The following is a 13,563-nucleotide window of genomic DNA, read 5'->3' as shown; positions in this document are numbered from 1 at the left end:
CACTGATCGGATTCGGCTGTGCCTCACGTTCCGCGTTCCTCACGCCGCTACAGCTTGAGTTCGGCGCCTCGCGCGGCTCGGTCTCGCGAGTATTATCGCTGCCACCGGCAAGAGCTGACACGGCAAGTGGATCGTCGCAGGCAAATCCTGCACGCCTCCCGCCATGCGCATCGATTGCATTTTTGTATTGCGGTTTATGTCGCGTTAACCGCGCTTCCTAACGTCGCCTCCACATCGCTCCCGTAAACCGACGGATGTGATGGGGGTCGTGAATTGACCCTGACGTGTGCACGGCAACGATCGACATGATGACGAGATACGGCAGTCGCCTCCTTGACCAGGCCTTCGTCCGCAGCGGACCGATCCGCTGGCTGGTGGTGGGCGGCACGCTGTTGATCGCTGCGATCGCCGTCGGTGCGGTGCTGATGGCGCAGAATTTCCGCGAGCGCGCACTGCGCAACTCCGGCCGTGAGCTGGAAAACACCGTGCTGCTGCTCGCCCATCATTTCGATCAGCAATTGCAGGATTTCGCGGTCATCCAGAAGGATTTCGTCGGCCATGTGCGCGCGACCGGAATCACGACCGCTGAGGACTATCGCCGGCGCCTCGCCGGCCAGGACGTGCACCAAATGCTGCGTTCGAAGATCGAGGCGCTGCCTTACATGGGCGGCGTCAACGTCATCGACGCCGACGGGAATGTGATCAATTCCTCGACGGCATGGCCGGCCCCGAAGGTCAACGTTGCCGACCGCTCTTATTATCGGACCTTCCGATACGATCCGCAGGCGCCCGACGTGCTGATCGAACCGGTGCATAGCCGCATCTCCGGCGCCTGGACCATCCTGATCGTGCGCAAGATCATGGGATCGCACGGCGAGTTCATGGGCATCATCGGACGGGGCATAGAGCCGGCCAATTTCGAAAAATTCTTCGAGACCGTCATGCTCGGCGACGGCGCCACCATCTCGATGCTGCATCGGGACGGCACCTTGCTTGCCCGCTTCCCGCATTCCAGCGAGATGATGGGACACAATTTCAGGAACGGCTCGTTCGAGCAGCAAAGGATCTTCGCGCTCGATCACTTCGCCGGACGCTTCGTGAGCCCGGTCGACGGCGAGGACCGGCTGGTCTCGGCGCGTGCCCTGCCGCACTTCCCGATCCTGATGATGGCGACGACCACGCGCGCGGCAGCGCTTGCCGACTGGCGCGAGCAGATCGGCATCCTGATTTCGGTCGCTGGCGCGTCTGCGCTTGCGATCGCCGGCGTGCTGATCGCGATCGTGCGCAAGCTCCTGGAACAGCATCGCATGTCCCGGGAAAGGCTGACGCTGGAGAAGCAGCGCCTCGACCGCGCCGTCAACAACATGACCCAGGGCCTGCTGCTGTTCGACGCTTCGCAAAAGCTCGTGGTCTGCAACCAGCGCTACATCGAGATGTACGGCCTGTCGGCCGAGATCGTGAAGCCCGGCTACAGCTTCCTCGACATCATCGCGCACCGCAAGGCTACCGGCTCGTTCCCGGGCGACGTCGACCAGTATGCCGCGCGCGTGCTGCGCGACATCCACGTCCGCAACTCCATGGTCGTCGACACCGGCGACGGCCGCTCGATCCAGATCGTCAACGAGCCGCTCGGCGATGGCGGCTGGGTCGCGACCCATGAGGACATTACCGAACGGCGACGCATCGAGGAGCGCATCACCCATCTCGCGCATTACGACGCACTGACCGATTTGCCGAACCGCGCCATGTTCCACGAACATCTGCGCGGGGAGCTCCTCGCCATCGTCAACGGCGTAGAGCTGGCGGTGCACTACATCGACATCGATGAATTCAAGGGCGTCAACGACGCGCTCGGCCATCTTGTCGGCGACGAGTTGTTGAAGTCGGTGGCGGAGAGCCTCCGCGGCTGCGCCGGCCCCACCGACTTCGTGGCGCGCCTAGGCGGCGACGAATTTGCGATCGTGCAGAGCGCGGTGACATCGCAGGACCAGGTCAACGAGCTTGTCGCGCGGATCTTCGCGGCGATCCGCGCACCGTTCGACTGCATGGGCCATCATCTCACCACCGACGCCAGCATCGGCATCGCGCTGGCGCCGGCACACGGCACCGCGCTGGACCAGATCCTGAAGAACGCGGACATGGCGATGTACGCGGCCAAATCTGCCGGACGCCACACCTACCGCTTCTTCGAGCCGGAGATGGACGCCAAGGTACGCGAGCGGCGCCAGTTGGAGATCGATCTGCGCCACGCCATCGCTCATGGCGACCTCGAGGTCTATTACCAGCCCTGCCTCAGCCTCAAGGACGATCGCATCACCGGCTGCGAGGCGCTGGTGCGCTGGCGCCACCCCGAGCGCGGCATGGTTTCGCCGGCCGAGTTCATCCCGATCGCCGAGGACACCGGGCTGATCAACGAGATCGGCGAATGGGTGCTGGCGACTGCCTGCCGCGACGCGGCCAGCTGGCCCGACGACATCCGCCTCGCCGTCAACGTCTCGCCGGTGCAGTTCAAGAGCGGCACGCTGGCGCTGAAGATCATGGCGGCGCTGGCCGCCTCCAATCTGCCGGCAAGCAGGCTTGAGCTCGAGATCACCGAGGCCGTGCTGATCCGCGACGACGAAACCGCGCTGGCGATCCTGCACCAGCTCCGCGCCATCGGTGTCCGCATCGCGCTCGACGATTTCGGCACCGGCTACTCGTCACTGAGCTATCTGCACCGCTTCCCGTTCGACAAGATCAAGATCGACCGCTGCTTCGTCAACGACATCGCAGGTCCCGACGGCTCCGCGAGCATCGTGCAGGCCGTGGTCAATCTTGCCAGCGCCCGCCGCATGGCGACCACGGCCGAAGGCGTCGAGACCGAAGAACAGCAACGGCTGCTGCGCACGCTCGGCTGCACCGAAATGCAGGGCTATCTGTTCAGCCCCGCAAAGCCGGCCGACAAGGTCATGGAGCTGTTCGCGCTCCATCGCAGCCGCCTCGCCCAGCGCGAGGGCAATGAAGCGCGCCGCCGCGAGGCAGGCTAGGCTGGGACGTGCGACTGGAAAGGTCCCGCTTTTTGCGGCGAAGCGGAATCGCGCAGCTCGGCCATTACGGACGGCGTTTGACCCGAAGCGCCCCTTTGTGAGCGACGTCCGAACTAGAGCGATGACGATTCATCCCAGTCTCATCGCGCTTTGGTGGCGCGAGCCCGACGCGAAAACACAATCCTCGCGGCAACTGGAATCGTCGCCGCACGAATTCGCCCGGGAGTGGCTATCCACTCCCGGGCGATGTCTAAAGGTCGCAAGGACCTTGAGAGCCTAGTTCGGCACCGTCGTCTTCGGCGCCGGCTTTGCGGCCGCCGCGTTCACGGTGACGCCGTGCAGGAAGTCGTAGGCTGCGTGCAGCGCCTTGTCGTCCTTCTCTTCCGGCGGGACATAGGATTGCGATCCGGTCTGCTCGGTGCCGTCGGCAGCGTGCAGATGGCCGCGCATCTGCGACTCCGCAATGGTGTCGACGCGGCCCTTGAGCTCGGCCGGCACGTCCTGGAGGATCTCGATGTCGGGCGCGATGCCCTGGGCCTGGATCGAGCGGCCCGACGGCGTGTAGTAGCGCGCCGTGGTCAGCGCCAGCGCGCCGTTGCCGGCACCGAGCGGAATGATGGTTTGCACCGAGCCCTTGCCGAACGAACGCGTGCCGATGATCGTGGCACGCTTGTGGTCATGGAGCGCGCCGGCCACGATCTCGGAGGCCGAGGCCGAGCCGCCGTTGACCAGCACGATCAGCGGCTTGCCCTTGATGAGGTCGCCGCCATGCGCGGTGAAGCGCTGGGTCTCTTCCGGATTGCGGCCACGGGTCGAGACGACCTCGCCGCGCTGCAGGAATGCGCTGGACACCGACACGGCCTGGTCGAGCAAACCGCCCGGATTGTTGCGCAGATCCATCACGTAACCGACGAGCTTCTCTTGCGGAACGTCCTTGGAGATCGAGGCGATCGCCTTCTTCAGGCCGTCGGTGGTCTGCTCGTTGAACGAGGTGACGCGGATATAGCCGATGTCGCCGTTCTCGACGTGGAAGCGTACCGGGCGAACGTGGATGATCTCACGCTTGATCGCGACATCGAGCGGGGCATCGGCGCCCTTGCGTACGATGGTGAGCTTGGTCTGGGTGTCGACGGGGCCCTTCATCTTGTTGACGGCCTGCTCAAGCGTCATGCCCTGCACGTTCTCGCCGTCGATCTTGCTGATGAGGTCGCCGGACATGATGCCGGCCTTGGACGCCGGCGTTTCATCGATCGGCGAGACGACCTTGACCAGGCCCTCCTCCATCGTGACCTCGATGCCGAGGCCGCCGAACTCGCCGGAGGTGGTCTCCTGCATCTCGGTCCAGGCCTTGTCGTTCATGTAGCGCGAATGCGGATCGAGCGAGGTCACCATGCCCGTGATCGCGCCTTCGATCAGCTTGGAATTGTCGGGCTTCTCGACGTAGCTCGCCTTCACCCGCTCGAAGACTTCCCCGAACAAATTGAGCTGGGAATAGGCATCATCCGCGCTGGCCGCCGCCCGTGCCGCCCATAGTCCGCCCTGCGGACCGGATACGAGGAGGGTCAGGCATGCTCCGGTGAGCGCGCCCAGGGGGAACAGCAGGGTTTTCCGCATGGAATGGGTGGCCTTTTCGCTGAGCGGTTCTTTTGAAGCTTGGCAGCCGCCATGCAAATGGCGATCCAAGCCGGTTCTCACAATATCATTCTGGTTTCTTCAAGGCCGGCCTGCCACGCCGACGGGTACGCGGCAAAAATCCCTTCGCCCTGACCTAAACATTTGGCAACGTTCGGAAGACCGCTCGCTCAGAGCGGGAATCGGTCCGCCGGACGACGCCTTACAGCTATGCGATTTTAGGATGGTTTTGGAGGACCGGACGAGATACCCGATGACATAAGACTTCAAATTCTCGGGAGGATAACAATGAACCAAGCACTCCGGCCGGAACGGAACGTCGAACTCGGCGCCAGCAGCGAGCCGTTCCAGAACCTGCACGAATTCATCCGGAAAGCGCGTTCCAACCTCAACCAGAACGCCTGGGACTACATCGTCGGCGCGGCCGAGACCGAAACCACGATGCGCCGCAACCGCATGGCGCTGGACGAGATCGCTTTCCGCCCGCGTGTGCTGCGCGACGTGCGCAAGGTCGATGGCTCCGTCGAGCAGTTCGGCCGCAAGATGCGCCTGCCCGTGGTGCTCGCCCCCGTCGGCGCACTGGAAATCTTTGACCCCCACGGCGCCGCTAGCGTGGCGCGGGCCTGCGGCTCCTTCGGGGCGGCGCACATGCAGAGCTCGGTCTCCGAGCCCGGGCTGGAAAAGACCGCCGAGGCCGCCCCCGATGCGCTGCGGATGTACCAGCTCTATGTCCGCGGGGATGACGCATTTGTCGCCGACGTCGTCAGCCGCGCCGAGAAGGCCAATTATGCCGCCTTCTGCCTGACCGTCGACACCGCCCATTACAGCCGTCGCGAGCGTGACATTGCCAAGCGCTACGTTCGCGAGAGCCGCCTGCGCGCCACTGGCGGCGACTACCAGAAGGGGCTGGAGTGGCGGACCGTGAAGATGGTCAAGGACAAGTTCAGGATACCCCTGATCCTCAAGGGCATCGCCACCGCCGAGGACGCGCAGATCGCGGTCGATCACGGCGTCGAGTGGATCTACGTTTCCAACCATGGCGGCCGCCAGCTCGATCACGGCCGCGGCGCCATGCATGTGCTGCCCGAGATTGTCGACGCCGTGAAGGGTCGCGCCAAGATCATGGTCGATGGCGGGGTCTGCCGCGGCACCGATATCGTCAAGGCGATCGCGGCGGGCGCCGACCTCGTCGGCATCGGTCGGCTGCAGTGCTGGGCCCTGGCTGCGGCCGGCGAGGCCGGCGTGGCGCGGATGCTGGAGCTGCTGGAGGACGAGGTGCTGCGCTGTCTCGGTCTCCTGGGGGCGACTTCATTCGGCGAGGTCAACAAGTCCTGCCTGCATCAGGCCACCGCAACCAATGCACCGAGCGTGTTCAGCGCGTTCCCGCTGTTCGACCACGAGCCTTATCGGTACTGACGAGAAAAGCACGCAATGACTTCGCTCTCTCCCGGCAGCGCGGATGCGCTTCTGTTCGATCTCGGGCGCGTGGTGCTCGACATCGATTTCTCCAAGGCGATCGCCTGCTGGGCGGGACATGCCGGCTGCACACCTGAGGCCATCGTCGCGCGCTACGTGCGTGACAGCGAAGCCTATCGGCTGCACGAGATGGGCAAGATCAGCAACGAGGATTATTTCGAATCGCTCCGGCGCTCGCTCGGGATCACGATTTCCGACGCAGAATTCCTCGAAGGCTGGAACGCGATCTTCGCCGGCGAGATGCCCGACATTGCGGATCTGCTGCCGCGCGCGGCCAGACACATGCCGCTTTATGCCTTTTCCAACACAAACCGCCCGCATGTGGACCATTTCTCGAAGGAATATGCCGATCTGCTGGGCCATTTCCGCGAGCTGTATCTGTCCTCAAGCATGGGCTTGCGTAAACCGGATGCGGAAGCCTTCGACCATGTCGTTGCCGCGATGGGCGTGCCGGCAGACCGGATCGTGTTCTTCGATGACCTCGCCGAGAATATCGAAGGCGCGAGGGCCCGGGGCCTCACCGCGATCCATGTGACCTCGCCCCACGACGTCGGCAAAGCGCTGAAGGCGCTGGGAATTTAATCCGGCGGTTGCGCAGTCCAACCACCTGCTTCCGGAACCATTTCATCGGGGAACGGGGAACCAAACCGTTCTGTGCAATTTTATACAAAGTTCCGGGAACGAATGGCCCGCTTCCGGACTCATCAGTCCGTTGGGAATTCTACATCGGAAGTATCGACGTGTTGGGCAAAACCTACCTCACCAAGCAGGCCTCCCTGCTGATGAAATTCGCCAGAACCACCTCGGATTCTGAGCTCTCCGCAAAATTGATCAGCAAGGCCGCCGACCTGAAGGCCCTGGCGGATCCGATGCCCGACAGGGATCAGGGGCCTATGGCGCCCGATGTCAGTCCGGACTAGAAGCCAGGAAACAGATCGACGCTCGCCGTGGCTCTCGTATTCCGTCCTGGCCATAACCCGATCCTCGTGCCGGCCTCTTTCGCCTTCCGGATCATGCCGCGGCGTGAGATTGATTGCCCGAATGGCGGAGCGCCACTTCAATCTCGGCATCAAAGCAAATTGCGGATAATCGGCCATTCGAGCCCGGAAGCGCACGCTCCGCGCCAGTATAGCCCTTTTGCGTCCGCCCTCCCGCTCGGCTAGAAACTTGCCGACCGAGTCTTTCGACTTGTAGCGGGAGTTCGCCGTGGCCTTGATGCCCGTTTCCGATGCGCTTGCAGCAGTGCTTGCGGGTGCAGCGCCCATGGCCGAGGAAATGGTCGCGCTTGACGCGGCTTTCCATCGTGTGCTCGCGCGCGACGTCGCGGCGCGGCGGACGCAGCCGCCGCAGGCCATGTCGGCGATGGACGGCTATGCCGTCCGCGCAGCGGATGCGGCCGAGGTCGACGCGCAGCTCATCGTCATTGGCGAAGTCGCGGCCGGCCGGCCGTTTGCAGGAACTGTCGGTGCCGGCGAAGCCGTGCGGATCTTCACCGGTGGCGTCGTGCCCGAGGGCGCGGACGCAGTCGTGATCCAGGAGGACACCCTCGCAGACGGCAACCGCATCACGATCAAGGAGGCAGGCGTCACCGGGCGGCACATCCGCCCCGCCGGCATCGACTTCTCCGAGGGTGACGTGCTCCTGCGCAAGGGCGTCCGGCTCACCGAGCGCGATCTCGCGCTGGCCGCCGGCATGAACCATCCGAGCCTTGCCGTTCGGCGCCGCCCGAAGGTCGCGATCCTCGCCACCGGCGACGAGCTGGTCATGCCGGGCAGCACGCCGGGCCATGGCCAGATCGTCTATTCCAACGGCTACGCCCTCCATGCGCTTGCCCGCAGCGAGGGTGCCGACACCGTCGACCTCGGGGTTGCCGCCGACACGCTTGCGGCGACCACCGCCGGCATTCGCCGCGCCCGCGAAACCGGCGCCGACGTCCTGATCACGACGGGTGGCGCGTCGGTCGGCGACCACGATCTGGTGCAGCAGGCACTAAGAGCCGAAGGCATCTCGATGGCGTTCTGGAAGATCGCCATGCGGCCGGGCAAGCCGATGATGAATGGGCAGCTCGGGGCGATGCGGGTGATCGGCCTGCCCGGCAATCCCGTGTCATCCTACGTTTGTGGGTTCCTGTTCCTGGTGCCGCTGATTCGCGCGCTGTCGGGCCGTTCGGTCGTTCACCATCGCCGCGAACACGCGGTGCTCGGCCGCGACGTCGGCGCCAACGACCAGCGCGAGGACTATCTTCGCGCGCGCCTCGATGTGCGTGATGACGGCACGCTGGTAGCGCATCCCGTCAATCACCAGGACTCCTCGCTGCTTGCGAATCTCGCTGCGGCACAGGCACTTCTCGTGCGCGCGCCGTTCGCGCCGAAAGCCGAAGCCGGCACGCCTTGCGAGGTGCTGCGACTGCCCGTCTGACCGCTGTGTTCGCGTGCGCTCCGCGAACTTAAGCGCGTTCACGGTAAATTAAGCAGTTGCGGAACATGTATCGAACATATAGTGTCCGTTCATGATTTGTTTCGAGCATGTAGCGGCTTATTGCTGAATTCAGCGTCTCGGAATCGGACGACATCAACCGGGGGATTTTGGTCGAGATGTTAACGCGCAAACAATACGAGCTCCTGCGGTTCATCAGCGAGCGGCTGAAGGAAAGCGGCGTGCCGCCCTCCTTCGACGAGATGAAAGATGCGCTCGATCTGCGCTCGAAGTCAGGCATCCATCGTCTGATCACTGCGCTCGAGGAGCGCGGCTTCATCCGCCGCCTGCCCAACCGCGCTCGCGCCATTGAAGTGATCAAGCTGCCTGAGCTCCAGGCCGCCGCCGGCAGCCGCCGCGGCTTCACGCCGAGCGTGATCGAGGGCAATCTCGGCAAGGTGCGAACGACCTCCAGCCTGCCCGCCGACGAAGGCGAGCGTCCCGTCGCGGTGCCCGTGATGGGCCGGATCGCGGCCGGTACACCGATCGAGGCCTTGCAGACCCGGAGCCACACCATCAGCGTCCCGCCGGACATGCTGGGCTCGGGCGAGCACTACGCGCTCGAGGTGCGCGGCGATTCGATGGTGGACGCCGGCATTCTTGACGGCGACATGGCGCTGATCCAGCGCAACGAGAGCTGCGACACCGGCGATATCGTGGTCGCCCTGATCGACGACGAGGAGGCAACCTTGAAGCGCTTCCGCCGCCGAGGCGCCTCTATCGCGCTCGAGCCGGCGAATTCAGCTTACGAGGTCCGCATCCTTCCACCCAACCGGGTGAAGATCCAGGGTAAGCTCATCGGGCTTTATCGCAAATACTGAGGCGGTTGCGCCCTGCCGGCGGCAGGCCGCGCGTCAACAATTCGAGCGGACGATTGTCCGCTCCGGCTGGATAGTCTTTCTGGTTTCGCACAGATTATCCGGCCACCTCTCCGGCGCGACATCCTCGGCACGCCGCAACGAAGCACCGATCGCTTCGCAGGGCTTTGCGAGACCGAGGAGACAACCATGCGCAAGATCATTTTGGGCGCCGTCACAATGGCGCTGATCGCAGCATCAGCGTCACAAGCTTTCGCGTCGCAGCCAAAGCATCACGCCCGCAGGGCGTCGCGGGCCACGTGCGAACAATTCCGCGGTGCCCGCAATGCCGCCGAACAGCAGACGCAGCCGACCTGGCAATATTCAGGCTGGTCGGCACCGGCCGACTGCTGACGGAGAGCCTCGAAGAATGCGCAAGCGCAGGCTTTGTTCCTCCTGCATTTGAAAAAGAAAATGTGATGGCAAGCTGCGGACCCGAGCCGCAGATTTGCCCACAACCAAGCAGACGCTTGCAGGCTTCCACTCTGATAGAGGCCTGCGCCTCCGAGACAGAGGCGCGGGTTGCTATCCTGATTGAGGAGCACCCGATGTGTGACTACAGCCTGCATGCCGTCGCGACGCGTCCCGCAGAAGTCGGCGAGACGATCGTCGCGACAACGTTCCGCGGCACCTCGACGCGCGGCTTCGCTTCCGAAGCCGACATGTCGGTCGCGGTCTGCCTGCTGCCGGGAACGGAGCTCGCCTTCGCCGACAACGTCCGCTACGACAATCGCTGGATCTGGACGCGCACCATCAGCTCCCGCGTCGGCAAGTTCGGCAAGGTCGATCCGCACATTCCGGATCGCCATCACGACGCGATCGAATTCCCCGACGGCAAATACGTGCTGGTGACACAGCTGGTCGAAGGCCAGCGCGCGACCGTGCTGCAGCTGCCCGTGACCCAGCCGCTCGGCGAGCGCGGGCACAAGCCGCAGATCACCGCTGACAGTCGCCCGACGCCGCCGCGTCTGCCAATCGCTTGAAGCGTGGATCTCAATCCTCGGCCTGAAGGTCGGCCTCCGATGGCGTTGCGTCTTTGGAGCGCGGAGCCGCCGATCGTGGCATGAGGGCCAGTCCGGACTCTCCATCGCCGGCAGCTGCCGGCGACCAGGGTCGGCTTGTGCCCTTCGCTCTCACCGCCGCGATCGCAAAGCCGCCGCCACGCCGTGTCAGCGCGAGCGCGCCCTGGCTCACCAGACGCGGCCGATCCACCACCATCGCGGCGCAATCCGGCGGCGCCGGCCGGGCCGTCACGACCAGTGCAGCACGGCTGCAATCATCTGCCAGCGCGTCGATACGCAGTGCCAGCGCAATCATGCGGCCGTCGGGGAGCGGCGTCACGCAGCCGGACTCGTCGCACGACACGCCTTCGCTCAGCGAGGCGCTGCCCGCATCGCGCGGGTCGGCGTCCGCCGCGAGCCACTCCTTGAGCAGGAAATTGTCCTTGCTCGTCCTGATCAGATGCAGCTGCCCGTCCCTGCCCCGCACCGCGACGGCGTGGCCGTCGCCGGCAATGAGAATGTCGGGCTGCCGGACCGACAGACCCCAGATCGTTGCCGCCACCAGCACGCATGCGCCGGCCCAGCGTAGCGGCGTGCGCAACAGGCCCATCAGGATGAGCCCCAGGCTTGCCGCGACCAGCGGCGCAGTGCCGAAGGCGCCGACGTGGCCGATAGCACCCGGCAACGCCGCCACCCAGCGGGTGACCACGATCATCCAGTCGATGCCGATCCCCATCAACCACCAAAACACGCCGTCGAGCCCGAACGGCGCCGCGAGCAATCCCAACAGCCCGGCCGGCATCACCAGCGCCGAGACCACCGGCATCGCCCCGAGATTGGCGAGCACGCCGTAGGGCGTGACGCGATGAAAATGGAAAGCGGCATAGGGCGTCGTTGCAAGCCCCGCGATCATCGAGGCCATGAACAACATCGCGATCTCGCGGCCGCCCCATAGCGCGATCCGCGCAGTCGTCGAATGATCGGGTGATGCGAACAAGTTCGGCATGCCGATCTGCACCAGCGCGACGAGCCCAAGCGTCGCCGCGAACGACATCTGGAAGCTCGGGTGCACCAGCGCTTCCGGCGCGACCGCGAGCACGATCAGCGCTGCCACCGCCAGGGTGCGGAACGTGATGGCGCGGCGATCGACCATCACCGCGATCAGCACCACCGCGGTCATGAAAAACGACCTTTGCGTCGCAACCTCCGCGCCCGAGAGCAGCAAATAGAATGCGGACGCGAGCAGCGCCGCGGCGGCGGACCATTTCTTGATGGGAAAGCCAACCGCCAGTCCCGGGATCAGCGCCAGCAGCGCGCGGACCGCAAAGAAGACAACGCCCGCGACGACGGCCATGTGATAGCCGGAGATCGACAGAACGTGGCCGAGGCCGGAGATGAACATCGCGTCATTGACGGGCGTGGTGATCGCATCCCGACGGCCAGTCAGCAGCGCGGTCGCGATCGCGCGGTTGTCGCCGTCGAGCGTGGCGCGAATGCGCGCGTCGATCGCATCGCGCAAGCCCTGCATGACCGCGGCATAGCGCAACTGCACGCCGCCGGCGTCAGGCGGTGCGATAGAAGTGATGGCCCCCATCGCGAAGCCGGAGGCGCCGATGCCCTGGAAAAACATATCGCGCGAGAAATCGTAGCTGCCCGGCCGCAATGGCGCGAGCGGCGGCATCAGCCGCGCCTTCAGCTGCACGAAGCTGCCGACGTCGGGCGCCGTCCCCTTGCGCACGGAGAGGCGGACGCGCTCCAGCTTCACATCGCTGCGCTGCGCGTCCATGGCGGTGACGCGCAGCACGAAACGGTCGGTGCGTTCGCGGATGTCGCGAGTCTCGACGAAGCCCGACAGCGTCACGGAATAAAGCGGCTTTGCGAGCACCGTGTGCGCGATACGCGCCGTCTTCCAGGTTGCGATGGCAAAACCGGCCGCGACCGCCGCGATCATGATCGCCGGCGCAAACCACCGGCTTCGCCGCAACAGCATGGCGCCGAACGCAAGCACGACCGCCGTCGCGGCAGCGACCCAAAGCACCGGCTCATGGTCAGCTGCGAAGTAGAGCGCGATGCCACAGCCGAAGGCGATGGGTACCCAAGGGAATAGTCGCCCCGCGCCGGCTTCGGCCTTTGCCCATTCGCGGAGCGTTCCAACGATGGCGGGCCAAACGCCAAAGCCTGTCGGCACGAAGCCGCCGGCCGACGCGGTCCGGCCTGTCGTCGGCCAGGTCCCTGCGATCGGCGCGCCGACGACACCCTGCGAGGCACGCGGTGGCCGGCCCTGCTCCGCCATTCCCAACACCCTGCGATACGCGACGAGCGCAGAGGCTACTGGAACGTGCAGGCCGCCGAATAGCGGTACGGATCAGGAACGAACGGGCCGCAGCCTACTTTTCCTCTTCCATCGTCACCGCAACATCCGCCTTGGCCGACAGCCGGACCTTGTTGCCCTCGACACCGGCAACCAGCCCCTTGTCGATGAAATGGTGATGGCCCTTGTGGCTGCCCTCGCCGCTGTCCTTCTTGGTCAGCTTGATGCGGTTGCCCTCGACCTTGTCGACCGTGCCGACATGGACGCCGTCGGCGCCGATGACTTCCATGTGCTCTGCGATGTTCTGCATGGTGGAATCCTCAATTGGGGACCCACACAACGCGCGGGGAGCGCGTTCGTTGCTTCGCCGGGATGACGATGCCGTGTGCCCCGTCAGATCAACGGCGCGCGTGACGAGGCATGGTGGTTGACGATCTTCCAGTCGCCGTCCTCGCGCAAGATGACCCAGCTCATCTTGACGGAGAACTCCGGCCGCTCACCGGCAAGGTCGAACGACACGATCGCGGCCATGTTGATCAGACCCGGACCGGCCTGCGCTGCGTTCACCTCGGAAAACACCGCGCTCGGCTTACGCCAGCGCGGCAGGCCGTTGAAATAGTCGGCAACGCCATCCCTGCCTCGATAAAGCTGCGGGTTGGAGCCGAAGAAGAACGCGTTCCTCGAATAAAAGGAGGACAGTGTGGCCGCATCGAGCGTCGCGAAGCCGGCACACCATTTTGCGATGATGGCGGAAACGATGGTGTCGGCCTCGTTGCTCATATGCC

12 protein-coding genes are annotated in these 13,563 nt (G+C 64.8%); 8 read left to right on the top strand and 4 right to left on the bottom strand.

What is annotated here, in order from left to right:
• Nucleotides 1–305: 305 nt before the first annotated feature.
• Nucleotides 306–3,026: a bifunctional diguanylate cyclase/phosphodiesterase gene (locus ABIA96_RS15860; protein ID WP_354137976.1), complete on the top strand. Its 2,721-nt coding sequence runs from the start codon at nucleotides 306–308 to the stop codon at nucleotides 3,024–3,026.
• A gap of 276 nt (nucleotides 3,027–3,302) precedes the next feature.
• On the opposite strand, the gene ABIA96_RS15855 is transcribed toward ABIA96_RS15860, so the two are convergent.
• A complete protein-coding gene (locus ABIA96_RS15855) occupies nucleotides 3,303–4,640 on the bottom strand; it encodes a S41 family peptidase (protein WP_354137975.1) in 1,338 nt (445 codons plus the stop codon).
• A gap of 306 nt (nucleotides 4,641–4,946) precedes the next feature.
• On the opposite strand from ABIA96_RS15855, the gene ABIA96_RS15850 reads away from it, so the two are divergent.
• The 7 genes from ABIA96_RS15850 to ABIA96_RS15820 all read left to right on the top strand — a co-directional run bounded on the left by ABIA96_RS15850 (nucleotide 4,947) and on the right by ABIA96_RS15820 (nucleotide 10,449).
• Nucleotides 4,947–6,074 (top strand): alpha-hydroxy acid oxidase, encoded by a 1,128-nt coding sequence (locus ABIA96_RS15850; protein WP_354137974.1) that lies wholly within the window; start codon nucleotides 4,947–4,949, stop codon nucleotides 6,072–6,074.
• A gap of 15 nt (nucleotides 6,075–6,089) precedes the next feature.
• Nucleotides 6,090–6,716: an HAD family hydrolase gene (locus ABIA96_RS15845; RefSeq protein ID WP_354137973.1), complete on the top strand. Its 627-nt coding sequence runs from the start codon at nucleotides 6,090–6,092 to the stop codon at nucleotides 6,714–6,716.
• Between the two features lie 158 nt (nucleotides 6,717–6,874).
• Nucleotides 6,875–7,054, top strand: a complete 180-nt coding sequence (locus tag ABIA96_RS15840) for a hypothetical protein (RefSeq protein WP_354137972.1) — start codon at nucleotides 6,875–6,877, stop codon at nucleotides 7,052–7,054.
• Between the two features lie 286 nt (nucleotides 7,055–7,340).
• Nucleotides 7,341–8,552, top strand: coding sequence for a molybdopterin molybdotransferase MoeA (locus ABIA96_RS15835; protein WP_354137971.1), 1,212 nt, complete (start codon nucleotides 7,341–7,343; stop codon nucleotides 8,550–8,552).
• A 176-nt stretch (nucleotides 8,553–8,728) separates the two neighbouring features.
• Nucleotides 8,729–9,430: a transcriptional repressor LexA gene (gene lexA, locus ABIA96_RS15830; RefSeq protein ID WP_354137970.1), complete on the top strand. Its 702-nt coding sequence runs from the start codon at nucleotides 8,729–8,731 to the stop codon at nucleotides 9,428–9,430.
• Between the two features lie 186 nt (nucleotides 9,431–9,616).
• Entirely contained in the window at nucleotides 9,617–9,820 is a 204-nt protein-coding gene (locus tag ABIA96_RS15825; RefSeq protein WP_354137969.1) for a hypothetical protein, read from the top strand.
• A 194-nt stretch (nucleotides 9,821–10,014) separates the two neighbouring features.
• On the top strand, nucleotides 10,015–10,449 hold the full coding sequence (locus ABIA96_RS15820; RefSeq protein ID WP_354137968.1) for a hypothetical protein: 435 nt from the start codon (nucleotides 10,015–10,017) through the stop codon (nucleotides 10,447–10,449).
• A 10-nt stretch (nucleotides 10,450–10,459) separates the two neighbouring features.
• Here ABIA96_RS15820 and ABIA96_RS15815 read toward each other — a convergent pair whose 3' ends face one another.
• The 3 genes from ABIA96_RS15815 to ABIA96_RS15805 all read right to left on the bottom strand — a co-directional run bounded on the left by ABIA96_RS15815 (nucleotide 10,460) and on the right by ABIA96_RS15805 (nucleotide 13,558).
• Nucleotides 10,460–12,760, bottom strand: a complete 2,301-nt coding sequence (locus ABIA96_RS15815) for a ComEC/Rec2 family competence protein (protein ID WP_354137967.1) — start codon at nucleotides 12,758–12,760, stop codon at nucleotides 10,460–10,462.
• A 94-nt stretch (nucleotides 12,761–12,854) separates the two neighbouring features.
• A complete protein-coding gene (locus ABIA96_RS15810; protein WP_015685840.1) occupies nucleotides 12,855–13,088 on the bottom strand; it encodes a DUF2171 domain-containing protein in 234 nt (77 codons plus the stop codon).
• Between the two features lie 83 nt (nucleotides 13,089–13,171).
• The gene (locus tag ABIA96_RS15805) at nucleotides 13,172–13,558 is read right to left on the bottom strand and encodes a nuclear transport factor 2 family protein (protein WP_354137966.1); all 387 of its coding nucleotides are present in this window, start codon (nucleotides 13,556–13,558) and stop codon (nucleotides 13,172–13,174) included.
• Nucleotides 13,559–13,563 lie beyond the last annotated feature (5 nt).

It is taken from the genome of Bradyrhizobium sp. LB11.1 (assembly GCF_040549385.1).
Lineage (GTDB): Bacteria > Pseudomonadota > Alphaproteobacteria > Rhizobiales > Xanthobacteraceae > Bradyrhizobium.
Note: the sequence above shows the minus strand (reverse complement) of the source record. Positions and strands in the feature narration are given on the sequence as shown.